General features: G+C 68.5%; 29 protein-coding genes. 19 read left to right on the top strand and 10 right to left on the bottom strand.

Annotated features, from left to right (window positions below):
• Positions 1-28: 28 nt before the first annotated feature.
• Both G6N50_RS16640 and regX read left to right on the top strand, forming a co-directional pair.
• Entirely contained in the window at positions 29-1,258 is a 1,230-nt protein-coding gene (locus G6N50_RS16640; RefSeq protein ID WP_142275538.1) for a sensor histidine kinase, read from the top strand.
• Between the two features lie 49 nt (positions 1,259-1,307).
• Positions 1,308-1,991 carry a two-component sensory transduction protein RegX gene (gene regX, locus G6N50_RS16635; protein WP_007768263.1) on the top strand — a complete coding sequence of 228 codons (684 nt, stop codon included), beginning with the start codon at positions 1,308-1,310 and terminating at the stop codon, positions 1,989-1,991.
• 187 nt (positions 1,992-2,178) lie between these two features.
• Here the strand turns inward: regX and G6N50_RS16630 are convergent, their stop codons facing one another.
• The 3 genes from G6N50_RS16630 to G6N50_RS16620 are packed head-to-tail and all read right to left on the bottom strand — an operon-like array spanning position 2,179 to position 5,314.
• Positions 2,179-4,047: a GMC family oxidoreductase N-terminal domain-containing protein gene (locus G6N50_RS16630; protein ID WP_083095031.1), complete on the bottom strand. Its 1,869-nt coding sequence runs from the start codon at positions 4,045-4,047 to the stop codon at positions 2,179-2,181.
• Positions 4,044-4,373, bottom strand: a complete 330-nt coding sequence (locus tag G6N50_RS16625; RefSeq protein WP_083095032.1) for a hypothetical protein — start codon at positions 4,371-4,373, stop codon at positions 4,044-4,046. The genes G6N50_RS16630 and G6N50_RS16625 overlap by 4 nt, the downstream gene beginning before the upstream one ends.
• Entirely contained in the window at positions 4,370-5,314 is a 945-nt protein-coding gene (locus G6N50_RS16620; protein WP_083095033.1) for a hypothetical protein, read from the bottom strand. The genes G6N50_RS16625 and G6N50_RS16620 overlap by 4 nt, the downstream gene beginning before the upstream one ends.
• A gap of 45 nt (positions 5,315-5,359) precedes the next feature.
• Between G6N50_RS16620 and G6N50_RS16615 the strand changes: the two genes are divergently transcribed.
• Positions 5,360-6,076, top strand: a complete 717-nt coding sequence (locus tag G6N50_RS16615) for a FadR/GntR family transcriptional regulator (RefSeq protein WP_083095034.1) — start codon at positions 5,360-5,362, stop codon at positions 6,074-6,076.
• Between the two features lie 9 nt (positions 6,077-6,085).
• On the opposite strand, the gene G6N50_RS16610 is transcribed toward G6N50_RS16615, so the two are convergent.
• Positions 6,086-6,880: a hypothetical protein gene (locus tag G6N50_RS16610; RefSeq protein WP_083095035.1), complete on the bottom strand. Its 795-nt coding sequence runs from the start codon at positions 6,878-6,880 to the stop codon at positions 6,086-6,088.
• 119 nt (positions 6,881-6,999) lie between these two features.
• Here G6N50_RS16610 and G6N50_RS16605 point away from each other — a divergent pair, with 119 nt between their 5' ends.
• From G6N50_RS16605 to G6N50_RS16565, 9 genes are all read left to right on the top strand, one after another.
• The gene (locus tag G6N50_RS16605; RefSeq protein ID WP_083095036.1) at positions 7,000-8,016 is read left to right on the top strand and encodes a Ppx/GppA phosphatase family protein; all 1,017 of its coding nucleotides are present in this window, start codon (positions 7,000-7,002) and stop codon (positions 8,014-8,016) included.
• A complete protein-coding gene (locus tag G6N50_RS16600) occupies positions 8,013-8,990 on the top strand; it encodes a hypothetical protein (RefSeq protein WP_083095037.1) in 978 nt (325 codons plus the stop codon). The genes G6N50_RS16605 and G6N50_RS16600 overlap by 4 nt, the downstream gene beginning before the upstream one ends.
• A gap of 14 nt (positions 8,991-9,004) precedes the next feature.
• Entirely contained in the window at positions 9,005-9,847 is an 843-nt protein-coding gene (locus G6N50_RS16595) for a sugar phosphate isomerase/epimerase family protein (protein WP_083095038.1), read from the top strand.
• A gap of 25 nt (positions 9,848-9,872) precedes the next feature.
• Positions 9,873-10,727: a thioesterase family protein gene (locus tag G6N50_RS16590; RefSeq protein ID WP_083095039.1), complete on the top strand. Its 855-nt coding sequence runs from the start codon at positions 9,873-9,875 to the stop codon at positions 10,725-10,727.
• A gap of 27 nt (positions 10,728-10,754) precedes the next feature.
• A complete protein-coding gene (proC, locus tag G6N50_RS16585) occupies positions 10,755-11,630 on the top strand; it encodes a pyrroline-5-carboxylate reductase (protein ID WP_179970020.1) in 876 nt (291 codons plus the stop codon).
• Between the two features lie 138 nt (positions 11,631-11,768).
• On the top strand, positions 11,769-12,023 hold the full coding sequence (locus G6N50_RS16580) for a cell division/environmental response transcriptional regulator (RefSeq protein ID WP_067836986.1): 255 nt from the start codon (positions 11,769-11,771) through the stop codon (positions 12,021-12,023).
• A gap of 146 nt (positions 12,024-12,169) precedes the next feature.
• Complete coding sequence (locus G6N50_RS16575) at positions 12,170-12,271, top strand: 30S ribosomal protein bS22 (protein ID WP_003402602.1); 102 nt, start codon at positions 12,170-12,172, stop codon at positions 12,269-12,271.
• Positions 12,272-12,322: 51 nt separating this feature from the next.
• Positions 12,323-13,450 (top strand): SDR family oxidoreductase, encoded by a 1,128-nt coding sequence (locus G6N50_RS16570; RefSeq protein WP_083095041.1) that lies wholly within the window; start codon positions 12,323-12,325, stop codon positions 13,448-13,450.
• Positions 13,432-14,520: a lysophospholipid acyltransferase family protein gene (locus G6N50_RS16565; protein WP_179970019.1), complete on the top strand. Its 1,089-nt coding sequence runs from the start codon at positions 13,432-13,434 to the stop codon at positions 14,518-14,520. Before G6N50_RS16570 ends, G6N50_RS16565 begins: the two co-directional genes overlap by 19 nt.
• Before the next feature lie 62 nt (positions 14,521-14,582).
• Here G6N50_RS16565 and G6N50_RS16560 read toward each other — a convergent pair whose 3' ends face one another.
• From G6N50_RS16560 to G6N50_RS16540, 5 genes are all read right to left on the bottom strand, one after another.
• Positions 14,583-15,509, bottom strand: coding sequence for a cyclopropane mycolic acid synthase family methyltransferase (locus G6N50_RS16560; RefSeq protein ID WP_083095042.1), 927 nt, complete (start codon positions 15,507-15,509; stop codon positions 14,583-14,585).
• Positions 15,510-16,031 carry an FAS1-like dehydratase domain-containing protein gene (locus G6N50_RS16555; protein WP_083095043.1) on the bottom strand — a complete coding sequence of 174 codons (522 nt, stop codon included), beginning with the start codon at positions 16,029-16,031 and terminating at the stop codon, positions 15,510-15,512.
• Positions 16,032-16,075: 44 nt separating this feature from the next.
• Positions 16,076-16,984: an HAD family hydrolase gene (locus G6N50_RS16550; RefSeq protein ID WP_083095044.1), complete on the bottom strand. Its 909-nt coding sequence runs from the start codon at positions 16,982-16,984 to the stop codon at positions 16,076-16,078.
• Between the two features lie 196 nt (positions 16,985-17,180).
• A complete protein-coding gene (locus G6N50_RS16545; protein WP_083095045.1) occupies positions 17,181-17,471 on the bottom strand; it encodes a WXG100 family type VII secretion target in 291 nt (96 codons plus the stop codon).
• A complete protein-coding gene (locus tag G6N50_RS16540) occupies positions 17,464-17,772 on the bottom strand; it encodes a WXG100 family type VII secretion target (protein WP_083095046.1) in 309 nt (102 codons plus the stop codon). Before G6N50_RS16540 ends, G6N50_RS16545 begins: the two co-directional genes overlap by 8 nt.
• A gap of 60 nt (positions 17,773-17,832) precedes the next feature.
• Between G6N50_RS16540 and G6N50_RS16535 the strand changes: the two genes are divergently transcribed.
• The 7 genes from G6N50_RS16535 to G6N50_RS16505 all read left to right on the top strand — a co-directional run bounded on the left by G6N50_RS16535 (position 17,833) and on the right by G6N50_RS16505 (position 24,041).
• Positions 17,833-18,102: a glutaredoxin family protein gene (locus G6N50_RS16535; RefSeq protein WP_083095082.1), complete on the top strand. Its 270-nt coding sequence runs from the start codon at positions 17,833-17,835 to the stop codon at positions 18,100-18,102.
• A 126-nt stretch (positions 18,103-18,228) separates the two neighbouring features.
• Complete coding sequence (locus tag G6N50_RS16530; RefSeq protein ID WP_083095047.1) at positions 18,229-19,599, top strand: glutamyl-tRNA reductase; 1,371 nt, start codon at positions 18,229-18,231, stop codon at positions 19,597-19,599.
• Between the two features lie 13 nt (positions 19,600-19,612).
• A complete protein-coding gene (gene hemC / locus G6N50_RS16525) occupies positions 19,613-20,560 on the top strand; it encodes a hydroxymethylbilane synthase (RefSeq protein ID WP_067837304.1) in 948 nt (315 codons plus the stop codon).
• A gap of 23 nt (positions 20,561-20,583) precedes the next feature.
• Positions 20,584-22,245: a bifunctional uroporphyrinogen-III C-methyltransferase/uroporphyrinogen-III synthase gene (locus G6N50_RS16520; protein ID WP_083095048.1), complete on the top strand. Its 1,662-nt coding sequence runs from the start codon at positions 20,584-20,586 to the stop codon at positions 22,243-22,245.
• Positions 22,245-23,225: a porphobilinogen synthase gene (gene hemB / locus G6N50_RS16515; RefSeq protein ID WP_083095049.1), complete on the top strand. Its 981-nt coding sequence runs from the start codon at positions 22,245-22,247 to the stop codon at positions 23,223-23,225. The genes G6N50_RS16520 and hemB overlap by 1 nt, the downstream gene beginning before the upstream one ends.
• Before the next feature lie 13 nt (positions 23,226-23,238).
• Positions 23,239-23,790 carry a DUF3093 family protein gene (locus tag G6N50_RS16510; protein WP_179970018.1) on the top strand — a complete coding sequence of 184 codons (552 nt, stop codon included), beginning with the start codon at positions 23,239-23,241 and terminating at the stop codon, positions 23,788-23,790.
• Positions 23,787-24,041, top strand: a complete 255-nt coding sequence (locus G6N50_RS16505; protein WP_083095050.1) for a hypothetical protein — start codon at positions 23,787-23,789, stop codon at positions 24,039-24,041. The genes G6N50_RS16510 and G6N50_RS16505 overlap by 4 nt, the downstream gene beginning before the upstream one ends.
• On the opposite strand, the gene G6N50_RS16500 is transcribed toward G6N50_RS16505, so the two are convergent.
• On the bottom strand, positions 24,025-24,465 hold the full coding sequence (locus tag G6N50_RS16500; protein ID WP_083095051.1) for an STAS domain-containing protein: 441 nt from the start codon (positions 24,463-24,465) through the stop codon (positions 24,025-24,027). The two genes, G6N50_RS16505 and G6N50_RS16500, sit on opposite strands and share 17 nt — an antisense overlap.
• Positions 24,466-24,467: the final 2 nt, after the last annotated feature.

Here is a 24,467-nt window from a genome sequence, read left to right as displayed (position 1 = left end):
GTTCAGGAAGATTTGTAGGATTTGCTATGTGACTGTGTTCTCGGCACTGTTGCTGGCCGGGGTTTTGTCCGCGCTGGCGCTGGCCGCGGGTGTACTGGTCGGGACCCGGCTGTCACCGCGGGCGGTGCAGCGTCGCCAGCGGGTCAGCACCGAATGGACCGGGATCACCGTCGCGCAGATGCTGCAACGCATAGTGGCCCTGATGCCGCTGGCAGCGGCGGTGGTGGACGCCCATCGCGACGTCGTGTACCTCAATGACCGGGCCAAGGAGTTGGGCCTGGTGCGCGACCGCCAGCTCGATGACCAGGCCTGGGAGGCGGCGCAGCAGGCCCTGACCGGCATCGACGTCGAATTCGACCTGCGGCCGGCCAAACGGGCGGGTGGCCGGTCCGGGCTCTCGGTGCACGGGCATGCCCGGTTGCTCAGCGAAGAAGACCGCCGGTTCGCCGTGGTCTTCGCCCACGACCAGTCCGACTATGCGCGGATGGAAGCGACCCGGCGCGACTTCGTGGCCAACGTCAGCCACGAGCTCAAGACCCCGGTGGGGGCCATGGCCCTGCTCGCCGAGGCCCTACTGGCGTCCTCCGACGACTCCGAAACCGTGCGGCGGTTCGCCGAGAAGGTGCTCGTCGAAGCCAACCGGCTGGGTGACATGGTCGCCGAGCTGATCGAGCTGTCCCGGTTGCAGGGTGCCGAACGGTTGCCCAACGTCATCGAGGTCGGAGTCGATAAGGTTGTGAGCGAAGCGATTTCGCGCCACAAGGTGGCGGCCGACAACGCCGATATCGAGGTCCGCACCGACGCGCCCAGCGGTTTGCGGGTGCTGGGCGACGAGACGCTGCTGGTCACCGCGCTGGCCAACCTGGTGTCCAACGCGATCGCCTATTCGCCACCGGGTTCGCCGGTGTCGATCAGCCGGCGCCGGCGCGGCGAGAACGTCGAGATCGCGGTGACCGACCGCGGCATCGGGATTGCCCTGGAAGACCAGGAACGGGTTTTCGAGCGGTTCTTCCGCGGGGATAAGGCGCGCTCACGCGCCACCGGCGGCAGCGGGCTGGGCCTGGCCATCGTCAAGCACGTCGCGGCCAACCACAACGGCAGCATCGGGGTGTGGAGCAAACCCGGTACCGGATCGACCTTCACCCTTTCCATTCCGGCGGCCATCGCGTCCGATCCAGACGACGGCGAAGTCGAGGAACCGCAGGGTCGCGAAGCGCGGCCCAACCGCTCACAACGAGAGGAAGAATTAAGTCGATGACCCGCGCGTATGACGATGCAAAGCGCAGCGACGAGGAGGAATCGCGCCGATGACCAGTGTGCTGATTGTGGAGGACGAGGAGTCGCTGGCCGATCCGCTGGCGTTCCTGCTTCGCAAGGAAGGTTTCGAGGCCACCGTGGTGACCGACGGTTCGGCCGCGCTTGCCGAGTTTGATCGGGGCGGCGCCGACATCGTGTTGCTCGACTTGATGCTGCCCGGAATGTCTGGCACCGACGTCTGCAAGCAGCTGCGCGCGCGTTCCAGCGTGCCGGTGATCATGGTGACCGCCCGGGACAGCGAGATCGACAAGGTCGTGGGCCTCGAGCTCGGCGCCGACGACTATGTGACCAAGCCGTATTCGGCGCGTGAGTTGATCGCGCGGATCCGGGCGGTGTTGCGCCGCGGCGGTGACGACGATTCCGAGATCAGCGACGGTGTGCTCGAATCCGGCCCCGTGCGGATGGACGTCGAACGCCATGTCGTTTCGGTCAACGGCGACACGATCACCTTGCCGCTCAAGGAATTCGACCTTCTCGAGTATCTGATGCGCAACAGCGGCCGAGTGCTCACCCGCGGGCAGTTGATCGACCGGGTGTGGGGTGCCGACTACGTCGGCGACACCAAGACGCTCGACGTCCACGTCAAGCGTCTGCGGTCCAAGATCGAAGCCGACCCGGCCAACCCGGTGCACCTGGTGACGGTGCGGGGGCTGGGCTACAAGCTGGAGGGCTAGTCCGAAGCGCCGGCGGCGGATTGTTGGTTTCGAAGACGGTCCGGGCATCGTCGTCGGCCGCAAGGGTTCTCCGGGCAGCCACAACGGCGCCTGGCCGATGGCCCGTCGAAGGTCGACGATGAATCGGGAACCGGCACCCACCGTTCTTAACACACGACGCCGCGAGAGCCCCTCGGCGCACAGTCGCTCAGCGGGCGGCGTCGACGATGTGGTCGGCCACGCCCAGGGCGAGCGCCATGATCGACAGCTGAGGATTCACCTCCGGGCAGCTGGGCAGGATCGACGCGTCGGCCACCCAGACACCGCGCACGCCGCGCAGCCGGCCCGTCGCGTCGACCGGGCACGACTGCTCATCGGCGCCCGCCGCCGCGGTGCCGGTCGGATGAAACGCCGCGACGTGCAGGCTTCTCGGGTCGGCGCGACGCAGCGCATCCTGCAGCGCGGGCAGCGACGTCACCGTCTTCGCATGCGGCAGGCCGGTGAGGACCTCGACGGCGCCCGCGGCGAACAGCAGTCGCCCCATGGCCTCCATCGCCGTCACGAGCTTGGCGGCGTCGCCCCTGTCGATCGGGTAGCGCAGCACCGTCTCGCCGCGAATCGACGACACCGAGCCGACGCCACGGTCGGCCACCATGGCGCCGAACGTGGCGACCTGCGGCGCCCGGTCGAGCCAGCCGAGCAGTTCAGCGCCGTAACCCGGAAAGACCATCGATCCCATACCCGGCGGGGTGGACGTGGCTTCGATGAGCACGCCGTGGGACTCGTGCAGCTCGTGGACGGCGGCGCTTTGCAGCACGCCGTGCCAGGCCACGACGTCGGAGTCGAAGCGGCCGGCGAGCACCGTCGCGGGATGCAGCGCCAGGTTGCGGCCGACCCGCGGGTGCGAACCAATATCACTGCGCCGCAATAGGTTCGGTGTCTCCGTGGCGCCGGCGGCGACGACCACCGTGTCGGCCAGGATGTCCAGCGCGGTGCCGTCGGGTCGGCGCGCGCGCACGCCGTGGGCGCGCCCGTGCTCGTGCAGCACCCGTTCCACGCGGGCGTGCGAGACGATCCGGGCGCCTGCCGCGCAGGCCTGCGGCAGCGCGTTGAGGTGCACCCCGAACTTGGCGTTGCGTGGGCAGCCGATGGCGCACTGGCAACAGCCCTCACAGCCGGGGGCGTTGCGCGGGATGGGCGCCGCCTGCCAGCCCAGCGTCGTGGCGGCGTCGAGCAGCAGGCGCCCGTTGCGGCCCATGATGTCCATCGGCACCGGCGCGACCCGCAGCGTGCGTTCGACGTCGTCGAGGTGGTTGGTCAGCCGGTCGTGGTCGGCCAGGCCGAGTCCGAACGTGTCGCGCCAGCGCCGCGCGACGGCGGCCGGCGGCCGGTAGCAGGTGCCGGAGTTCACGACGGTGGTGCCGCCGACCGCGCGGCCGATCGGCAGCACCACCGACGGGCGTCCCAGCGCGATCGTGGCTCCGCCGCCGCGGTACAACCCGGCGTACCGGTCGATCGGGTGGGTGGTGCGGAACTCTTCGACCGTCCAGCGCCGTCCCTCCTCGAGCACGACCGTGTCGAGACCCGCCCGCGCCAGGGTTCGGGCCGCCATCGCGCCGCCGGCGCCCGAGCCGACGACCACCGCGTCGGCGGTGACGACGGACGGGCAGTCGGCCGAGGAGGCGATGGTCAGATCCGCATCGGGGCGCGCCGCGTCGTGCTCGCGGGCGCGGGCGAAGAGTTCGGACGCATAGGTGTCGGCGCCGTTGGCGAGCAACACGATTGCCTTGAGCGCCTCGAGGGCAGCGCCGGCCTCCGGGCCGAGCGAAGCCACTCGGCGCAACACCCGATCTCGGCCGCCGGGGCGCAGCCGCGACAGTGACCGGCCGGTGGTGAGATAGCTTGCGGCGCTTACCGATGCGAATCCGGCGCGCACGCCCAGCCGGGATGTCGCCGGTAGCTGGGTGAGGTAGCGTTCGATGCGCTCGGCCAGCTGAGCCGGCGGCGGGCCGCCATGTTCCTCGGGCAGCAGCGCGGTGCCGAACGAAGCGGTCGCCCGCTCGGCCGCACGGCTCATGCCAGCAATCCGAACCGGCGGCCCATCTTGATGAAGAACGGATAGGCGGCGAAGATGGCGGCCGCCGCCGCGTGCAGGGGCCAACCCCCTTCTGCCGTGTTGACCTTGAAAACCCCGCTGTTCCACATGAAGTCGCGCCCGTTGCGGGCGCGGAACGGCCGCCACAGCAGTCCGAGCCCGGGCACGTTGTTGTAAAGGCCGAACGACCCGCCGAAGAAGATGCCGAGGACCGCGGCCTCGGCGACGTCTCGCCGATCGGGCGGCACGTGCCGCTCGATGAGCGCGCCGCTGGCCATCAGCAGCGGCGGGTCGAGAAGGAAGCTCATGTCGGGATCCTTTCGTTGATGTCGGGCGCCTCGGCGCCGCGCAGGCCTACCTCGGCATGTCCGAGCACCGACCAACGGCGGTCATCGATTTCGACGTGGACGTCGGCCTGTTCGGTGTTCGTGCATACCGCAATGCCGCCGTCGGGGTCGGTGTAGCCCAGGCTCACGCAGCGGTCCGGCTGCTGGTCGACCCGGATGAGCACCCGGCGACCACCGATGCGGCCCTCCAGCTGCCAGTGCCTCGGGCCGAGCGTTGTCCGCATCCGCAGGGACGGCAAAGTGCTTGCGGGCCAGTCTTTTCCGTCGAGACGGAAGCGCACGAAAGCCAGCGGTGCGAGCCTGCGTAAGCCCGGCTTGTGTGACACGGCGGTGACCACCTCGAGGACGTCGCCGCCCCCGAGGTCGGCGTGGATCCACCCCCAGCGCTTGGCGTTTCCGTGTCCGTAGATGTGGGCGACGCCGCCGCGCCACCCCTCGATGGGCGCGGCGGCGCCGGCCACGGTCAGTGAGCCGGCGAAGTCGGCGGTGGGGGCGAGGACGACCTGCGCGCCGGGCAGCAGCTCGCGCTCCCACGTCAGGCGCGGGAACGTCCACAGCGGGCGGGCGGCGTCCCGCCAGGACAGGTCCCAGGCGAGCGATCCGGCCCGGCCGGCGAGCTGCCCGTCGGCCACCCGGACCCCGTCGGCGTTGAACCAGTCGGCGCCGGCCGCGGGCCGCGCGGGCTCGGGTCCGAAGCGTTCGGTGCGGGGCGACCCCTCGGGTGGAAACCAGGTGGTCCAGCCGTGCGCGTAGGCCGCGCCCCGCAGCGGCGCCACGGTCTCGCAGTGGATCCACAAGCCCGCACATGTCCGCGCGTCGGAGAGGGTGGCGTACCAGACCTCGAGGCGTCCCGCCTTGCCGCGCCAGCGGGGGGTCGCGGCCGACCGTTGTTCGTCGTCCATAACTTGCTCCCATCGCCGACGTCGTCCACTATATTGGTTGAGCCAATGAACCAGTCAAGTCCGATTCAGCCGCCGGATCGCCAGCGGGTGGATGAGCAGATCGCCGCCTCGATCGCCGACGCCATCCTCGACGGCGCGTTTCCGCCCGGCTCCGCCTTGCCGCCGGAGCGCGACCTGGCGGAGCAACTCGGTGTCAATCGCACGTCGTTACGGCAGGGTCTGGCCCGCCTGCAGCAGATGGGTCTCATCGAGGCCCGGCACGGCAGCGGCAACCTGGTGCGCGATCCCCAGGCGCTCACCCATCCCGAGGTGGTCGAGGCGCTGGTTCGCCGATTGGGACCCGAGTTCTTGGTGGAGCTGCTCGAAATCCGGGCGGGGCTGGGGCCGCTGATCGGCCGGCTGGCGGCGCAGCGCGGCCTGCCCGAGGATGCCGAGGCGCTGCGCGCCGCGCTGACCGCGGTCCGGTACGCCGAGAGCGCGGCGGCGCGCCAGGCGGCCGACCTCGACTACTTCCGCGTGCTCATTCACAGCAGTCGCAACCGCGCGTTGGGACTGCTGTACCGGTGGGTCGAGCAAGCTTTCGGTGGCCGCGAACACGAACTCACCGCGGCCTATGACGACGCCGCCACGGTGGTGGCCGAGCTGGGGGCGATCACCGAGGCGGTGCTGGCGCGCGACGCGGCGGCGGCCGGCGCCGCGGTCGAGGCATACCTCAACGCCAGCGCCCTGCGGATGGTGGTGGCTTACCGCACGCAAGCCTGAGGTACCCCGCTACTCGGCGATACGCGTCGCCGGATGTACCGCGATGAGCCCTAACTTGCTGCGGCGCTTGCACATTGCGGCCAGTTCCGAGTACGCCTTGCTGCCCAGCAGCTCGATGAGTTCGTCGGCCAGGCTTTCCCACACCTGCTTGGCGCCGACATGAGCGGCCGGATCGCCGGTGCAGTACCAGTGCAGGTCGGCGCCGCCGGAACCCCAACCGCGACGGTCGTATTCGGTCACCCAGGTCTTGAGGATCTCGGTGCCGTCGGGCCGGGTCACCCACTCCTGGCTGCGCCGGATCGGCAACTGCCAGCAGACATCGGGCTTCATGGTCAGCGGCGGCACGCCCAGCTTGAGGGCCTTGCTGTGCAGCGCGCAGCCGACACCGCCCGAGAATCCCGGCCGGTTCAGGAAGATGCACGCATCCTTGTGCTTGCGGGTGCGGTACTGCGGTTGGCCGTCATGTTCGTCAAGCTCCAGATATCCCTTGCGGCCCAACCCCTTTTCGCGAAACTGCCAGTCGGCGTCGGTCAGCTTCTGCACCGCGTCGTCCAGCCGGGCGCGGTCGTCGTCGTCGGACAGGAACGCGCCGTGCGAGCAGCACCCGTCGTCCGGGCGGCCCTCGACCGTGCCGCGGCAGGACGGGGTGCCGAACACACACGTCCACCGAGAAAGCAGCCAGGTCAGGTCCGCCGCGATCAGGTGCTCGGGGTTGTCGGGGTCATAGAACTCCACCCATTCGCGGGCGAAATCCAGCTCGACCTCTTGTCCCGGTTCCGGGTGCGAATTCGCCACGCAGTCCACGTTAGACCACGGTTCCGTCCATCCGAGCGGCTGACACTCGGGGCCCGTATGGCCGCCATCACGGCGGGTTGACCGGGTCGCGCAAAGCATCGCCTGCGAGGCTTCGTTAGTTTGTTTACGTGCGATTGGGCGTTCTCGACGTGGGTAGCAACACGGTGCATCTGCTGGTGGTCGATGCCCACCGGGGCGGTCACCCGACGCCGATGAGTTCGACCAAGGCCACTCTGCGCCTGGCGGAGGCCACCGACAGCGCGGGCAAGATCACCAAACGCGGTGCCGAGAAGCTGATCTCCACGATCGACGAATTCGCCAAGATCGCCGACAGTTCCGGCTGCGCGGAGCTGATGGCCTTCGCCACATCGGCGGTCCGGGACGCCGGCAACTCCGAGGACGTGCTGAGCCGGGTGCGCAAGGAGACCGGCGTCGAGTTGCGGGTGCTGACCGGGGTCGACGAGTCGCGGCTGACCTTCCTGGCGGTGCGCCGATGGTACGGGTGGAGCGCGGGCCGCATCATCAACCTCGACATCGGTGGCGGCTCGCTGGAGATGTCCAGCGGTGTGGACGAGGAGCCCGAGGTCGCGCTGTCGCTGCCGCTGGGCGCCGGCCGGCTGACCCGCGAGTGGCTGCCCGACGATCCGCCCGGCCGGCGCCGGGTGGCGATGCTGCGGGATTGGCTGGACGCCGAGCTCGCCGAAGCCAGCGTGAACATCCTCGAGACGGGTAGTCCGGACCTGACGGTGGCGACATCGAAGACGTTCCGCTCGCTGGCGCGGCTCACCGGCGCGGCGCCGTCGGGCGCCGGGCCGCGGGTGAAGCGGACGCTTACAGCAAATGGCCTCAGGCAACTCATATCTTTCATCTCTAGGATGACGACCGCTGACCGGGCAGAACTGGAAGGAGTGAGCGCCGAACGGGCCCCGCAGATTGTCGCGGGTGCTCTGGTGGCCGAGGCAAGCATGCGAGCGCTGTCGATCGAATCCGTGGATATCTGCCCGTGGGCATTACGGGAAGGTCTCATCTTGCGCAAACTCGACAGCGAAGCCGACGGATCGGCCCTCATGGAGCCTTCGGTGCGTAATGCTGGAGGTCAGGTAGTTGATCGGAACCAGCACCGATCGAGAGGCGACAAACCATGACCGGACCGAACCCCGAGACTGAAGGCCCCGGCACTCGGCCGATCTCGGTCGCTGAGCTGCTGGCCAGGAACGGCACCATCGGCGCCCCGGCGGTCACCCGGCGGCGTCGCCGTCGGCGCGGCGACAGCGACTCGGTGACCGTCGCCGAACTGACCGGCGAAATCCCGGTGGTCGGCGATGACGACGAAGCAGATCCCGGTGCCACCGACACGATCGACGTTGTCGAACCGTCCGCCGACGCCGAGCCGGTAACCAAAGACGAGCCCGTAACCAAAGACGAGCCCGACGCCCCCTACTGGTCCGAGCCCGAGCCGCGCTGGCCCAAATCCCCGCCGCAGCCCAAGCGCGCGTCGGGGCCCGAGCGCAGCGAATACCCGCGGCCGTTGCCCGAGGGCGACCGGTCGGGCTCGCTGGCCAACGGCACCGGGGGACAAGCCTCCGGGGCGGAGCACATGAGTCCCGACCCGATGGACCATTACGCCGACATCCCCGTGGACGTCATGGACTCCGAGGTGCGCGAGGCCGAACCGGCGCTGGAGGACTCCGCCTACGTGCGCTCCTTCCTGCGGCCCGCCGACTCGGAGCTGGACGAAGACGAGGACGGCGAGGGATCGCTGACCGCCGGGGTGCTCGGGCGCGAGGAGCATCTCGATGGCGAGGATCGTCGCGCGGACGCGGACTCCGATGGTCACCCGGAGCGCGGCAGGTTCGAGGCGGTGTGGCGTGGCGGTGTGGTCGTGCTGCAGTCGATGCTGGCGGTCGCGTTCGGCGGCGGGCTGTTCGTGGCCTTCGACCAGCTGTGGCGCTGGAACAGCCTGGTGGCGCTGGTGCTGTCGGTGCTGGTCATCCTGGGCCTGGTGGCGGGGGTCCGGGTGGTTCGCAAAACCGAGGACATCGCCAGCACGTTGATCGCGGTCGCGGTGGGTGCGCTGATCACCCTGGGGCCCTTGGCGCTGTCGTTGCAGTCGGGCTAGCGGCACCGTAGACAGTGCGCCCAGCCATCAAAGTCGGCCTTTCCACGGCTTCGGTGTACCCGTTGCGGGCCGAGGCCGCCTTCGAGTACGCGGCCCGGCTCGGCTACGACGGCGTCGAGCTGATGGTGTGGGCCGAATCGGTCAGCCAGGACGTCGCCGCCGTTAAGAAGCTGTCGCGGCGCTACCGCGTCCCGGTGTTGTCCGTGCATGCACCCTGCCTGCTGATCTCGCAACGCGTGTGGGGCGCCAACCCGGTCCCCAAGCTGGACCGCAGCGTGCGCGCCGCCGAACAGCTGGGCGCGCAGACCGTGGTCGTGCACCCGCCGTTTCGCTGGCAGCGGCGCTATGCCGAGGGCTTCACCGAACAGGTGGCGGCGCTGGAAGCGTCGAGCGACGTGATGATCGCGGTGGAGAACATGTTCCCGTTCCGGGCGGACCGGCTCTTCGGGGCCGGCCAGTCGCTGGAACGGATGCGTAAGCGGGGCGGCGGGCCCGGCCCGGCGATCTCGGCGTTCGCGCCCTCCTACGACCCGCTCGATGGCAACCACGCGCACTACACGCTGGATCTGTCCCACACCGCGACCGCGGGCACCGACTCGCTGGACATGGCCGAGCGGATGGGGGCCGGCCTGGTGCACCTGCACCTGTGCGACGGCAACGGTCTGCCCGCCGACGAGCACCTGGTGCCCGGGCGCGGCACGCAGCCCACCGCCGAGGTGTGCCAGATGCTGGCCGGCAGCCATTTCGCCGGGCACGTCATCCTGGAGGTGTCGACGTCCAGCGCGCGGTCCGCCAACGAGCGCGAGGCCATGCTCGCCGAATCGCTGCAGTTTGCCCGCATGCATCTGCTGCGCTGACAACCCAGGAGAAACCCAAGACAACATGACTGCGTTATTCACCACCGCGATGACGTTGCGGGAGGTCGGTTCCGGCGTCTACGACGGCGAGCTCGACAAGCGCTGGACCATCGGCCCCAAAGTGCACGGTGGCGCGATGCTGGCGCTCTGCGCCAACGCCGCTCGCACCGCCTGCGGCGGTCAGCCGGACGGGCTCGAATCCGTCCCGCAGCCAGTCCTGGAACCGGTCGCGGTGTCGGCGAGCTTCCTGTGGGCGCCCGATCCCGGCCAAGTGCAGTTGGTGACCTCGATCCGCAAGCGGGGCCGCTGGATCAGCGTCGTCGACGTCGAGCTCAACCAGGGCGACCGCACCGCGGTGCACGCCGTGGTCAACCTCGGCGAGCCCGAGCACTTTCCTCCCGACGGTCGGGTCAAGCCGCTGCTGTCGGCCAACCCGGTGCTGGACCTGATGGCGCCCGAGCCGCCCGACGACATCGAGCCGATCGGGCCCGGCCATCCGCTGGCCGGCCTCGTGCACCTGGGGGAGGGCTGCGACGTGCGGCCGGTGCTGTCCACGATGGCGGCCCGCGCCGACGGCCGCCCCCCGGTGATCCAGATGTGGGCCCGCCCCCGCGGGGTGGCCCCCGACGCGCTGTTTGCGCTGATGTGCGGCGATCTGTCGGCACCGGTGACCTTCGCCGTGGACCGCACCGGCTGGGCGCCCACAATCCAGCTCACGGCCTTCTTGCGGGGCCTGCCGGCGGACGGCTGGCTGCGCATCATCGCGACCTGCACCGAGATCGGGCACGACTGGTTCGACGAGGACCACACCGTCGTCGACAGTCTGGGGCGCCTGGTGGTGCAGGCCCGCCAGCTGGCATTGGTCCCTGCCGCTCGATAGTGCGCGGTGTCTGCGATGCTGTCCGGCATGGCAAGAATCGCGATCGTCGGTGGCGGCAGCATCGGGGAGGCACTGCTGTCGGGTCTGCTGCGGGCGGGCCGGCAGGTCAAAGACCTGGTGGTGGTCGAGCGGGTTCCGGAGCGCGCCAAGTATCTGGCCGACACCTATTCGGTGCGGATCGGCTCGGTGTCCGACGCGGTGGAGAACGCGTCCTTCGTCGTGGTCGCGGTGAAACCGGCCGACGTCGAGTCGGTGATGGCGGAGATCGCCCGCGCGGCGGGCACCGCCGAGAACGACACCGCCGAGCAGGTCTTCGTCACGGTGGCCGCCGGGATCACCATCACCTACTTCGAAGCCAAACTGCCGGCCGGGACGCCGGTGGTGCGGGCGATGCCGAACGCGGCGGCCCTGGTCGGCGCCGGCGTCACGGCCCTGGCCAAGGGCAGGTTCGTCACCCCGCCGCAGCTGGAGGGCGTCTCGGCCCTGTTCGACTCCGTCGGCGGCGTCCTGACAGTCCCGGAAAGCCAGATGGACGCCGTCACCGCCCTGTCGGGCTCCGGGCCGGCCTATTTCTTCCTGATGGTCGAGGCGCTGATCGACGCGGGCGTCGCGGCGGGCCTGAGCCGCGAGGTGGCCGCCGACCTGACCGCGCAGACCATGGCGGGCTCGGCCGCCATGCTGCTCGAGCGCATGGACGACGATCGGCAGCGGGGTGAGGCCGAGGCGCCGGGACTGCGGGTGGACGCCACGGCGACGCAGCTGCGGGCGACGGTGACCTCGCCCGGCGGTACCACCGCGGCCGGCCTGCGCGAGCTGGAGCGAGGGGGCCTGCGAGCGGCGGTCGACGCGGCCGTTGAGGCCGCCAAAATGCGCTCTGAGCAGCTAAGAATTACATCAGAGTAATCCAAGTTTTTTGAACTGATTGTCCCCCACCAGTACCAGTAACCCCATTAGTCCCGCTATTCTCCTCTTGTAAGCACGTGTGGGTGCCAGCGGAGGGGAAGCCGCTGGCATGCGCGTGCCTGACACGATTGGGTTGCGATGACGTCTAGTAACGGGCCATCAGCGCGAGATGCTGCAGGTAAGCGGGACGCCAGTCCCGTGGACGGCCAGCAGGGCAGGACGCAGTTTCTCACCGTCGCCGAGGTAGCGGCGTTGATGAGGGTCTCCAAGATGACGGTGTACCGGTTGGTGCACAACGGCGAGCTGCCCGCGGTCCGGGTGGGCCGGTCCTTCCGGGTGCACGCCAAGGCTGTCCACGACATGCTGGAGACGTCGTATTTCGACGCCGGGTGACCTGAATCGGTGCCGTCTGGTGGGTGGCGCCCAGGCTCCGTAGTTGCGCGGCGAGCGCTCGACGCCGGTTTGGTGTTCGGTGCGTTCCGCCGGGTAAAGTGTCCGGGTCAAGCTTTGAAGCAGGTCACGGTCAGATAGCGGAGTTCATGGGTTCAGTAATCAAGAAGCGGCGCAAGCGTATGTCCAAGAAGAAGCACCGCAAGCTGCTGCGTCGCACCCGGGTGCAGCGCAGAAAACTCGGCAAGTAGCCCCGTCCGCGGCATCGTGCCGCCATCTCGCCTGGCCGTTAGGCTGTCCGGGTGGATCCGTCGAATGGGGACAACGCCGGCCCGGGCGACACCGCCGGCAACACGGTGCATTACCCCAAAATCGTGCTGGTCACAGGTGCCTGCCGGTTCCTGGGCGGCTACCTGACGGCTCGGCTCGCGCAGAACCCGATGATCCAGGGGGTCATCGCGGTGGATGCGATAGCCCCGAGCAAGGACCTGCTGCGCCGGATGGGGCGCGCCGAGTTTGTCCGGGCGGACATCCGTAATCCCTTTATAGCCAAGGTGATTCGCAACGGCGACGTCGATACGGTGGTGCACGCCGCGGCGGCGTCCTACGCGCCGCGATCCGGCGGCACCGCGGCGTTGAAAGAGATCAACGTGATGGGCGCGATGCAGTTGTTCGCGGCCTGTCAGAAGGCGCCCTCGGTGCGCCGGGTGGTGCTCAAGTCGACGTCCGAGGTGTATGGCTCGAGCGCGCACGATCCGGTGATGTTCACCGAGGACAGCACCAGCCGCCGGCCTTTCCGCAGCGGTTTCGCCAAGGACAGCCTCGATATCGAGGCCTACGCGCGCGGATTGGGACGGCGCCGGCCCGATATCGCGGTGACGATCCTGCGGCTGGCCAACATGATCGGCCCCGCGATGGACACCACGCTGTCACGGTATCTAGCTGGGCCTTTGGTGCCGACCATGTTCGGTCGCGACGCGCGGCTGCAGTTGCTGCACGAGCAGGATGCGCTGGGCGCGCTGGAGCGTGCGGCGATGGCCGGCAAGGCCGGAACGTTCAACATCGGTGCCGACGGCATCATCATGTTGTCCCAGGCGATCCGGCGGGCCGGACGAATTCCCTTGCCAGTACCGGGTTTTGGAGTTTGGGCATTAGATTCTTTGCGACGTGCCAATCGCTACAACGAAATCAGTCGCGATCAGTTTGATTATTTGAGTTACGGCCGCGTCATGGACACCACGCGGATGCGCTCGGACCTTGGCTTTCAGCCGAAATGGTCCACCGCGGAGGCCTTTGACGACTACGTTCGGGGCCGAAGCTTGACTCCCATTATCGACCCACATCGGGTACGCTCCTGGGAGGGTCGCGCCATATCCTTGGCTCAGCGCTGGGGTAGCCGAAATCCAATTCCGTGGGGTGGGGTCAGGTAGGTATCGTGGCGGGTGAAACCAGAGCGAATGTCATTCCACTGCACACTAATCGGGGTCGGGTAGCAGCCCGTCGGAGAGCCGATCACAAAGCAGAGGCATCTCGCCAACATCCGTCGTTGCTGTCTGATCCGAGCGGCCGCGCGTCGGCCGAGCAGATCGCCGCGGTGGTTCGCGAGATCGACCAGCACCGCCGGTCCGCGGGGGTATCGTCCGCCGACGCACCGCTGAATGACTTGGCCCAGCGCGTCGCCTCGGTTGCCGGATTTCTCCGGCAGCGCCTGACCGGCGATTACAGCGTCGACGAATTCGGCTTCGACCCGCACTTCAACAGCGCGGTCGTCCGGCCTTTGCTGCGACTGTTCTTCCGGTCCTGGTTCCGGGTCGAGGTGAGCGGGGTCGAGAACCTGCCCGCCGAGGGCGCCGCGTTGGTGGTGGCCAACCACGCCGGCGTGCTGCCGTTCGACGGGTTGATGCTGTCGGTGGCCGTCCACGACGAGCACCCCGCGCATCGCGAGCTGCGGCTGCTGGCCGCCGACATGGTGTTCGATCTGCCCGTGGTGGGCGAGGCGGCCCGCAAGGCCGGCCACACCATGGCCTGCACGACCGACGCGCACCGGTTGCTCGCCGCCGGCGAGCTCACCGCCGTGTTCCCCGAGGGCTACAAGGGTCTGGGCAAGCGCTTCGAGGACCGCTACCGGCTGCAGCGGTTCGGCCGCGGTGGATTCGTCACGGCGGCGCTGCGGACCAAGGCGCCGATCATTCCCTGCTCGATCATCGGGTCCGAAGAGATCTACCCGATGCTGACCGACGTCAAGCTGCTGGCGCGGCTGTTCGGGCTGCCGTACTTCCCGATCACGCCCCTGTTCCCGCTGGCCGGGCCGGTGGGCTTAGTGCCGCTTCCGTCGAAGTGGCACATCGCGTTCGGGGAGCCGATCTACACCGACGACTACGCCGCCTCCGACGCCGACGACCCGATGGTCACCTTCGAGCTGACCGACCAGGTGCGCGAGACCATCCAGCAGACGCTGTACCGGTTGCTCGCCAACCGTCGCAACATCTTCTTCGGCTGAGCCGCGCAAAAGGAAACGCCACCGCGGAATTTCGCGATGGCGTTGACCTTTGAAGAAGCCGACTATTTGACCATCGTGAACTGGCAGACGTTCGTATAGCCGTCCCGGAACAGGTCCGAGCAGCCCCGCAAGTACTTCAGGTAGATGTCGTACGTCTCCTGCCCCTTCAGGGCAATCGCCTCGTCCTTGTGCGCCTCGAGGGCATCCCCCCAGGCGGTCAGCGTCGGAACGTAGTTCTTACCGATGAAGTGGTGGCGCTCGATCTTGAAACCCGCTTCGGTCGAGTACTTATCGACCAGGTCGACCTGGGGCAACTTCCCGCCCGGGTAGATCTCCTTCAGGATGAAACTGATGAACCGCAGCAGGGTCATGTTCACCTGCAAGCCCATCGCCTTGCCCTCTTCGGCGGAGGGCACCACGATCGAGTGCAGCAGCATGCGGCCGTCGTCGGGCAGCAGGTCGTAGTACTTCTTGAAGAAGGTGGCGTAGCGCTCGTACCCGGCGTCGCCCGCGCCGTCGGCGAAGTGCTCGAACGCGCCCAGCGACACGATGCGGTCGATCGGTTCGTCCGGGAATTCCTCCCAGCCCTGGATCCGCACCTCCTTGCGGCGGGGGCTGTCCATCTTTTCGAACTCCGCCACGCAGTGGGCGTGCTGGTTCTCGCTGAGCGTCAGGCCGATGACGTTGACGTCGTACTCGGCCACCGCGTGCCGCATAGTCGAGCCCCAGCCGCTACCGATGTCGAGGAGTGTCATGCCGGGCTCGAGGTTCAGCTTGTCCAGGGCGAGCTTGCGCTTGGCGTACTGGGCCTCTTCCAGCGTCTTGGTCAGATTCTGCGGGTCCGGGTTCTCGTCGAAGTAACCGCAGCTGTAGGTCATCGACGGGTCAAGCCAGAGCTTGAAGAACTCGTTCGACTTGTCGTAGTGCGACCGGACCTTCTCGACCGGAGGCTTCAGCTGCGTGCTTTGCGTTTCCCCCTGTGCAGACATTTACAACGCCCCTAACTTTCCTGCGGATATGGATGCAACGGCCGCGGCGGTAGCTTCGACGTCCTCTTGGTTTGAAGACTCTCCCAACATCGTGACGACACTCGTCACGATCGGATTTCCATCGGCGTCGGTCACTTCGCTGCGGATCTCCGCCAGCACGGTGCCGTGGGACTCGATGACCGAGTCGAGGTAAGTGTCGAAGTACAGCCTATCGTGCGCCAGGATCGGCCGGTGGAACTTGAATTTCTGGTCGCGGTGAATGACTCGGGCGATGTTGATCGGAATGCTGAACTTGGTGAAGATCTCCAACTGGACACGGCGCCCGGCGATGGCGAGGAACGTCAGCGGCGCCACCATCGCCGGGTACCCCGCGTTTGTTGACTCATTCTCGTCGAAGTGCGCCGGATGGTCGTCCTTGATCGCCAGCGCGAACTCACGGATCTTCTCGCGACCGACCTCGAAGTAATCCGGCGCGCGGTAATGGCTGCCGATGAGTCCTTCGGCTTCCTTGGGGACCGTCATGGCGCTATGCCCTCCGCTCGTTTTTGTCTGCGCGGCGCAGCCTATCAGCGCGATTGCCGTCGAGAGGCCAGCGCAGCCAGCGCACCGCCCGCTGCGCCGAGCGCCAATGCCGACGGCACCCCGATCCGGGCCGCTTTGCGGGCGGTGCGGAAATCACGGATTTCCCATCCGCGCTCCCGGGCCAGGGTGCGCAGCCGGGCATCCGGGTTGATGGCGACGGCGGTGCCCACCAGCGACAGCATGGGCACGTCGTTGTAGCTGTCCGAGTATGCGGTGCAGCGTTTCAGGTTGAGCCCCTCGCGAATTGCCAGCGACCGCACGGCGTGTGCCTTGCCGGTGCCGTGCAGGATCTCGCCGACCAGCCGGCCGGTGAAGACGCCGTCGACCGATTCCGCGACCGTGCCCAGCGCACCGGTCAGGCCGAGCCGTCGGGCGATGGTCGCGGCGAGTTCGTAGGGCGTGGCGGTGATCAGCCACACCTGCTGGCCGGCGTCCAGGTGCATCTGGGTGAGCTCGCGGGTGCCGGGCCAGATCTTGTCGGCGATGATCTCGTCGTAGATCTCCTCGCCCAGGGCGACCAGCTGTTCGACCGATCGGCCCTCGATGAAGGCGAGCGCCTTGCGCCGGCCGGCCGCCACGTCGTTGCTGTTTTCTGTTCCCAGAATCTGGAACTTGGCCTGCGCGTAGATGAATCCGACGACATCGCGGTAGGTGAAGTAGTTGCGCGTGGCCAGCCCGCGCCCGAAGTGCACTGCCGACGAGCCCTGCACCAGCGTGTTGTCGACGTCGAAGAAGGCGGCGGCGGTCAGGTCGATCGGGGGCTGCGGGCGGTCCTCCGAGGCGGCCGCTTCCTGCATGCCCTCGATCGCCCGGGCGGCGCTGGCGTCCGCGGCCAGCGCCGCCAAGTCAACCCAACCGGTGTGGTCTGCGTTGACCGGGTCTGAGGAAGTCATCGCCTAACCTCCTGATCGCTGTGCTGCCTGGCGACCCAGTGGGTGCCCGATCTCCAACCCTATCGGGCAGATGGCGTGGGGGCGTTGACGTGTCCCAGGCTGGGCGAGCGTGACGCTGGCGTCACGTTCGACGCCGAGTGTGACGCCAGCGTCACGTTGGGTCGATGAGCTCGCCGACGTCAGCGGCGCCATCTCTTCACGACCACATACCGAGATTCGTCGACATCGCGTTGGTGTAGTTGCCGTGCGCGGTCGTGGCCACCCTCTCGAGTTGCGCCAGCGCTTCGCGCATCATCGCCTCGCCGCGCACCCAGTGCCGATGCGCCTCGGCATGAGCCGCCGCGGCATCACCCGTCCACGATGTGTGCAACCGTGTTACGCGAGAATCGATTTCGGCGATCATGTCTTCGGCGTAGCGTTGAAACGTCGCCATCCGCTGTACCGCGTCGGCCAGCGCCTGCGGATCCACGCGAAACGCCTCAGCCACCGCGCACCCCCCGCTCCGCAGCCGCGGAGGTAGCCTCGGTGCCCTGATACGCCCCGCCCGCCTGGCCCACCAGATGCGCCAGCATCGACAACCCGAGCTCTACCTCGCGAGCGCCCCGATGCCATAGCTCCCACGCCGATCCGTACGCGGTCCCCGACGCGCCCTGCCAGCCGCCCAGCAGCTGCCCGACCTGATCGTCGAGCTGGGACAGCTGGGCCGAAAGCTGTTCGGCTGCACCGCTCAGCGATACGGCAGCGCCCTGCATCACCACCGGATCCACCCGCAGCGTGCCCTCGGCCATTGTCGGAACATAAACGCCTGGTAGATGGGCCCACAAGTCACCGATGCCACACTGGTGCCCATGACTGAGGCGACCAGCCGGCCCCAGGTGGAGCTGTTGACCCGCGACGGGTGCACCATCTGCGAGCGCGTGCATGCCCGGCTGTCGGAGCTGGCCGCTGAGTTGGGCTTCGAGTTGTCGGTGACCGACGTCGACGCCGCCGCGGCGGCGGGCAATCCCGCGCTGCGGGCCGAGTTCGGTGACCGGCTGCCCGTGATTCTGCTCGACGGCCGCGAACACAGCTACTGGGAGATCGACGAGCCCCGGCTACGGGCCGATCTCGGCGGCTGACCCGTCAGCCCGCCGCTCGGCCGGCCGGCGCCGGACAATTATTTGGTAGCCCAGCTGATAAACGTTTACCGTGGACAGCAGTTCAGTCACTGGAAGAAGCAAGGGAGCTGGCCAGGTGATGCTGCCGTGAGCGTCTTGCTCTTCGGGGTTTCGCACCGCAGTGCGCCGGTCTCCGTCCTGGAACAACTCAGCATCGACGAGTCCGATCAGGGCAAGATCGTCGACCGGGTGTTGCAGTCGCCGCTGGTGACCGAGGCGATGGTGCTGTCGACATGCAACCGGGTCGAGGTCTACGCGGTGGTCGACGCGTTCCACGGCGGTCTGGCGGTGATCGGGCAGGTGCTGTCGGAACACTCCGGGATGTCGATGGCCGACCTCACCAAATACGCGTACGTCCGATACAGCGAGGCCGCCGTCGAGCATCTGTTCGCGGTGGCCAGCGGCCTGGATTCCGCCGTGATCGGCGAGCAACAGGTGCTCGGCCAGGTCCGGCGCGCCTACGCCGGCGCCGAGACCAATCGCACCGTCGGCCGGGTGCTGCACGAGTTGGCCCAACGGGCGCTGTCGGTGGGCAAGCGGGTGCATTCCGAGACCGCCATCGACGCCGCCGGCGCCTCGGTGGTGTCCGTCGCCCTGAACATGGCCGAACGCCGGCTGGGCGGGCTGTCGGGCAAGACCGCGGTCCTGGTCGGCGCCGGAGCGATGGGCGCCCTGGCCGCGGCCCACCTCTCTCGTGCCGGCATCGGGCACATCTACGTACTCAACCGGTCGCTGTCGCGGGGCCAGCGCCTGGTCCGCAAGATTCGCGACACCGGAGTGCGGGCCAACGCCCTGCCGTTGGAGCGGCTCGCCGACACCCTGGCCGGGGCCGACGTCGTCGTCAGCTGTACCGGCGCGGTGACCCCGGTGGTCTCGCTGGCCGACGTGCACCACGCGCTGGCCGCCGCGCACCGCGACGAAGAGACCAACCCCCTGGGGATCTGCGACCTGGGCATGCCGCGCGACGTCGACCCGGCGGTGGCCGGACTGCCCGGCGTCTGGGTCGTCGATGTGGACCGCGTACAGCACGAGCCCTCGGCCCACGCCGCGGCCGCCGACGTCGACGCCGCCCGCAACATCGTCGCCACCGAAGTTGCTGCCTATCTGGCCGGACAGCGGATCGCCGAGGTCACGCCGACGGTCACGGCGTTGCGTCAGCGCGCCGCCGACGTCGTCGAAGCGGAGTTGCTGCGCCTCGATAACCGGCTGCCCGGACTCGAGAGCGCACATCGCGAAGAGGTGGCCCGCACCGTCCGGCGGGTGGTGGACAAACTGCTGCACGCGCCGACCGTGCGGATCAAACAGCTCGCCAGCGCGCCCGGTGGTGACAGCTACGCCGAGGCGTTGCGCGAACTCTTCGAGCTCGACCAGACCGCCGTTGACGCCGTGGCTGCGGGCGAATTGCCAGTCATTGCAAACGGATTCGACGCGGGTACTCCGCAGCAAACCGCCGAGTAGGCGATTGGCGAACGTGATCCGGATAGGCACCCGGGGCAGCCTGCTGGCCACCACCCAGGCCGGGGTCGTCAGAGACGCTTTGATCGCGCTGGGACACCCGGCGGAGCTGGTGACCATCAGCACCGCCGGGGACAAATCGTCGGCGCCCATCGAATCCCTCGGGGTGGGTGTCTTCACCACCGCACTGCGCGAAGCGATGGACGAGGGCCGTGTCGACGCCGCGGTGCACTCCCACAAGGACCTGCCCACCGCCGACGACCCAAGGTTTGCTGTGGCCGCCATACCGGTGCGCAACGACCCGCGCGACGCGGTGGTGGCGCGGGACGGACTGGTGCTCGCGGAGTTGCCACCCGGTTCGCTGGTGGGGACCTCCTCGCCGCGGCGGGCGGCGCAGCTTAGAGCATTGGGTCTCGGTTTGGAAATCCGCCCCCTACGAGGCAACCTAGATACCAGGTTGAACAGGGTAAGCAGTGGTGATCTCGACGCGATCGTGGTAGCCCGGGCGGGACTGGCCCGGCTCGGTCGCCTCGACGATGTCACCGAGACGCTAGAGCCGGTGCAGATGTTGCCAGCACCGGCTCAGGGCGCGCTCGCCGTCGAATGCCGCGCCGGTGATAGCCGGTTAGCGGCAGTGCTGGCGGAGCTGGACGACGCCGACACGCGTGCGTCGGTCACCGCCGAGCGAACCCTGCTGGCCGAACTGGAGGCCGGTTGCTCCGCACCGGTGGGCGCGATCGCGGAAGTGGTCGAGTCCATCGATGAGGAAGGCCGGATCTTCGAAGAGCTGTCGCTGCGCGGTTGCGTGGCGGCGCTGGACGGGTCCGACGTGATCCGCGCGTCCGGTATCGGCAGTCCCGGTCGGGCACGAGAGCTTGGGCTTTCGGTGGCCGCGGAGCTGTTCGAGCTGGGCGCGCGCGAGCTGATGAGCGAAGCGCGGCAAGACCCGGCGCGAGGAAATTAAATGCGAATCACGTGGGAGCGACAATGACGACGCGAGGCCGTAAGCCGACACCCGGCCGCATCACGTACGTGGGCTCCGGCCCGGGTGACCCGGGATTGCTGACGACCCGGGCCGCGACGGTGCTGGCGAACGCCGCTTTGGTGTTCACCGACCCTGACGTGCCCGAGCCGGTGCTGGCCCTGATCGGCAAAGACCTGCCACCGGTTTCCGGCCCGGCCCCGGCCGAGCCGGCCGCCGCTAACGGTGACGGTGTTTCCGACCAGGGCAAGGCGCAGCCGGCGGTGATGTCCGGCGGTCCCGATATCCGCCCGGCGCTGGGCGACCCCGCCGAGGTGGCCAAGACGCTGACCACCGAAGCGCGGACGGGCGCCGACGTGGTGCGGCTGGTGGCCGGCGACCCGCTGACGGTCGACGCGGTCATCACCGAGGTGAACGCCATCGCGCGCAGCCACCTGCACATCGAGATCGTCCCCGGACTGGCCCCCAGCGATGCCGTCCCGACGTACGCGGGGTTGCCGCTGGGCTCATCGCACACCGTCGCCGATGTGCGCGACCCGCATGTGGATTGGGAGGCGCTGGCCGCGGCGCCCGGTCCGCTGATTCTGCAGGCCACGTCGTCGCACCTGGCCGACGCGGCGCGCACCTTGATCGAGCACGGGCTCGCCGAGAACACCCCGTGCGTGGTGACCGCGCACGGCACCACCTGCCAGCAGCGGTCGATCGAGACCACGCTGCACGGCTTGACCGACTCGGCGGTGCTGGGCGGTACCGACCCCGCCGGCCCGCTGACCGGTCCGCTCGTGGTGACCATCGGCAAGACGGTGGCCAGCCGGGCGAAACTGAACTGGTGGGAGAGCCGCGCGCTGTACGGCTGGACCGTGCTGGTGCCCCGCACCAAGGACCAGGCCGGCGAGATGAGCGAGCGCCTGACGTCCTACGGCGCACTGCCGATCGAGGTGCCGACCATTGCCGTCGAGCCGCCGCGCAGCCCGGCCCAGATGGAGCGGGCCGTCAAGGGATTGGTCGACGGCCGCTTCCAGTGGGTGGTATTCACCTCCACCAACGCGGTGCGCGCGGTCTGGGAGAAGTTCGGCGAATTCGGCCTGGATGCGCGCGCATTCTCCGGAGTCAAAATCGCGTGTGTCGGTGAGTCGACCGCCGACCGGGTCCGGGCGTTCGGGATCAGCCCGGAACTGGTGCCGGCCGGCGAGCAGTCTTCGTTGGGTCTGCTTGACGATTTCCCGCCCTACGACAGCATTTTCGACCCGGTCAACCGGGTGCTGCTGCCGCGGGCCGACATAGCCACCGAGACGCTGGCCGAGGGTCTGCGCGAACGTGGTTGGGAGATCGAGGATGTGACCGCCTACCGGACGGTGCGGGCGGCTCCGCCGCCGGCGGAAACGCGGGAAATGATCAAGACCGGCGGCTTCGACGCGGTGTGCTTCACGTCCAGCTCCACGGTGCGGAACCTGGTCGGCATCGCCGGTAAGCCGCACGCGCGGACGATCATCGCCTGCATCGGTCCGAAGACCGCCGAGACCGCGGCGGAATTCGGCCTGCGGGTGGACGTGCAGCCCGAGACCGCCGCTGTCGGTCCGCTGGTCGACGCTCTGGCCGAACACGCCGCGCGGTTGCGCGCCGAGGGTGCGCTGCCACCGCCGCGCAAAAAGAGCCGCAGGCGCTAGTGGCCTACCCGCGGCACCGTCCGCGCCGGCTTCGCACCACCCCGGCCCTGCGCCGGTTGGTGGCGCAAACATCCTTGGAGCCAAGGCATTTGGTGCTGCCGATGTTCGTCGCCGACGGTATCGACGAACCGCGGCCGATCACTTCCATGCCGCGCGTGGTGCAGCACACCCGCGATTCGTTGCGCAGCGCGGCCGCCGGTGCCGTCGCCGCGGGGGTGGGCGGGCTGATGCTGTTCGGCGTGCCCCGCGACGAGGACAAGGACTCGGTGGGGTCGGCCGGGACCGACCCCGACGGGATCCTCAATGTCGCCCTGCGGGACCTGGCCAAGGACCTCGGTGAGGCCACCGTGTTAATGGCCGACACCTGCCTGGACGAATTCACCGACCACGGACACTGCGGCGTCCTCGACGACCGGGGCCGGGTCGACAACGATGCCACCGTCGCCCGCTATGTGGAACTCGCTGTGGCACAAGCTGAATCGGGCGCTCATGTGGTGGGCCCGAGCGGCATGATGGATGGTCAGGTGGGGGCGATTCGCGACGGATTGGACGCCGCGGGCTTCACCGACGTGGCCGTTCTGGCCTACGCCGCCAAGTTCGCCTCGGTGTTCTACGGTCCGTTCCGCGAAGCGGTCAGTTCCAGCCTGTCCGGGGACCGCCGCACCTATCAGCAGGAGGCGGGCAACGCCCGGGAGGCGCTGCGCGAGATCGAGCTCGATCTCGACGAGGGTGCCGACATCGTGATGATCAAGCCGGCGATGAGTTATCTCGACGTGGTCGCGGCCGCGGCGGACGTCTCGCCCGTTCCCGTCGCCGCGTATCAGGTATCGGGGGAGTACGCGATGATTTGTGCTGCAGCCGCGAACAATTGGATCGACGAGCGCGCCGCGGCGCTGGAGTCGCTGACCAGCATCCGGCGCGCCGGAGCCGATATCGTTCTCACCTATTGGGCCGCCGATGCGGCAGGGTGGCTCTCGTGAGATGGGGCTTGCGATGACGACCGACAGCGATACCGCACAAAAGCCGTTGTTTTACGAACCCGGCGCCAGCTGGTGGTGGCTGGCGGCCGGCCCGGCCGCGGCGGTGGCCATGGTCCTGATCGAAATCTGGAGCGGTGCCCCGGTGTCGTTCGTGGTCCCCGCGATCTTCCTGGTGCTGGTATCGGCGTTCTTGGCGATACAGGTGAAGGCCGCGCGGATCCACGTCTCGGTCGAGCTCACCGAGGACGCCCTGCGCGAGGGCACCGAAACGATCCTGGTCCGCGAGATTGTCAAGGTGTATCCCGAGCCCGAGAATCACGAAGCCTCCGGGAAGGACCTGGCGCGCTGGCAGGCGTCCCGGGCGCTGGGCGAACTGGTCGGGGTGCCGCGCGGGCGCGTCGGCATCGGCCTCAAGCTCACCGGCGGGCGCACCGTCCAGGCGTGGGCGCGCCGTCATCGTCAGCTGCGGGCCGCGTTGACCCCCCTGGTTCAGGAGCGGGTAGAGCCCGCCTCATCCGACGTCATCGACGGTGATTGGGACGACGACACCGGGACGGCGCTATGAACGCCCGGGCGCTGCTCGAGCTCGGCCTCGCCTGCGCCGCGCTGGTGTGCTCCGGACTGACCTGGCTGCACTCGCATCACACGGTGACCGTAGCGCCGATCGCGGACGGGCAGCCCTCCACCACATCGTTGGTGTATGACCCGCAGCTGCTACTGCTGACGCTGGTGCTGCTGACGAGCGCCGGAGTGCTGGCGGTCAACGGCACTGCCAGGCTGCGGCGGGCTCGCTCGGGCGCTAGGGCGTCTTCCTGACCAGCGGCAATGCCATCCGGCGGCGCAGCACGATGGCCTCGGCCCGATCCTGCAGCGCCTCGTGAACCGAGCGCATGATCGGGAAGCTGTCGTCATGACCGGTGTCATCCAACACCCGGATCACCGCTGAACTGGCGACCAGGGTCCAATCCACCCCGGCGGCACGACAATCGGCATCGAACGCATACAGCAGCGAGATACCCGTCTCAGCAAATTCGTCGACGTCGGCCACGTCGAGCACCACAGGGTTTTCTCCGAGCGTGAAACGCGCGATGTGGTCGCTGATGCGGTCCACATTGTCGGCATCGATTTCGCCGCGGATGTGCACCACCGTCGCCAGGTGGCGGTAGTGCGCCCGGACCTGAGCCCCGTCGCAGTCGAACACGCAGTTGTCGTGGCCGGTCGGCCTGCCTGCGATCGTCATGA

This window comes from Mycobacterium mantenii (assembly GCF_010731775.1).
Classification (GTDB): Bacteria; Actinomycetota; Actinomycetes; order Mycobacteriales; family Mycobacteriaceae; genus Mycobacterium; species Mycobacterium mantenii.
This window is presented reverse-complemented; position numbering and strand designations above follow the sequence as displayed.

What these genes read in the sequence shown, in the direction of transcription:
- G6N50_RS16600 (WP_083095037.1), top strand. Translation starts at nt 8,013, where the DNA reads ATGACCGGACCGAACCCCGAGACTGAAGGCCCCGGCACTCGGCCGATC.
- G6N50_RS16625 (WP_083095032.1), bottom strand. Translation starts at nt 4,373, where the DNA reads ATGAGCTTCCTTCTCGACCCGCCGCTGCTGATGGCCAGCGGCGCGCTC.
- G6N50_RS16540 (WP_083095046.1), bottom strand. Translation starts at nt 17,772, where the DNA reads ATGGCCGAGGGCACGCTGCGGGTGGATCCGGTGGTGATGCAGGGCGCT.
- regX (WP_007768263.1), top strand. Translation starts at nt 1,308, where the DNA reads ATGACCAGTGTGCTGATTGTGGAGGACGAGGAGTCGCTGGCCGATCCG.
- G6N50_RS16615 (WP_083095034.1), top strand. Translation starts at nt 5,360, where the DNA reads ATGAACCAGTCAAGTCCGATTCAGCCGCCGGATCGCCAGCGGGTGGAT.
- G6N50_RS16550 (WP_083095044.1), bottom strand. Translation starts at nt 16,984, where the DNA reads ATGACTTCCTCAGACCCGGTCAACGCAGACCACACCGGTTGGGTTGAC.
- G6N50_RS16535 (WP_083095082.1), top strand. Translation starts at nt 17,833, where the DNA reads ATGACTGAGGCGACCAGCCGGCCCCAGGTGGAGCTGTTGACCCGCGAC.
- G6N50_RS16520 (WP_083095048.1), top strand. Translation starts at nt 20,584, where the DNA reads ATGACGACGCGAGGCCGTAAGCCGACACCCGGCCGCATCACGTACGTG.
- G6N50_RS16510 (WP_179970018.1), top strand. Translation starts at nt 23,239, where the DNA reads ATGACGACCGACAGCGATACCGCACAAAAGCCGTTGTTTTACGAACCC.
- G6N50_RS16620 (WP_083095033.1), bottom strand. Translation starts at nt 5,314, where the DNA reads ATGGACGACGAACAACGGTCGGCCGCGACCCCCCGCTGGCGCGGCAAG.
- G6N50_RS16630 (WP_083095031.1), bottom strand. Translation starts at nt 4,047, where the DNA reads ATGAGCCGTGCGGCCGAGCGGGCGACCGCTTCGTTCGGCACCGCGCTG.
- G6N50_RS16500 (WP_083095051.1), bottom strand. Translation starts at nt 24,465, where the DNA reads ATGACGATCGCAGGCAGGCCGACCGGCCACGACAACTGCGTGTTCGAC.
- G6N50_RS16560 (WP_083095042.1), bottom strand. Translation starts at nt 15,509, where the DNA reads ATGTCTGCACAGGGGGAAACGCAAAGCACGCAGCTGAAGCCTCCGGTC.
- G6N50_RS16575 (WP_003402602.1), top strand. Translation starts at nt 12,170, where the DNA reads ATGGGTTCAGTAATCAAGAAGCGGCGCAAGCGTATGTCCAAGAAGAAG.
- G6N50_RS16555 (WP_083095043.1), bottom strand. Translation starts at nt 16,031, where the DNA reads ATGACGGTCCCCAAGGAAGCCGAAGGACTCATCGGCAGCCATTACCGC.
- G6N50_RS16580 (WP_067836986.1), top strand. Translation starts at nt 11,769, where the DNA reads ATGACGTCTAGTAACGGGCCATCAGCGCGAGATGCTGCAGGTAAGCGG.
- G6N50_RS16505 (WP_083095050.1), top strand. Translation starts at nt 23,787, where the DNA reads ATGAACGCCCGGGCGCTGCTCGAGCTCGGCCTCGCCTGCGCCGCGCTG.
- G6N50_RS16590 (WP_083095039.1), top strand. Translation starts at nt 9,873, where the DNA reads ATGACTGCGTTATTCACCACCGCGATGACGTTGCGGGAGGTCGGTTCC.
- proC (WP_179970020.1), top strand. Translation starts at nt 10,755, where the DNA reads ATGGCAAGAATCGCGATCGTCGGTGGCGGCAGCATCGGGGAGGCACTG.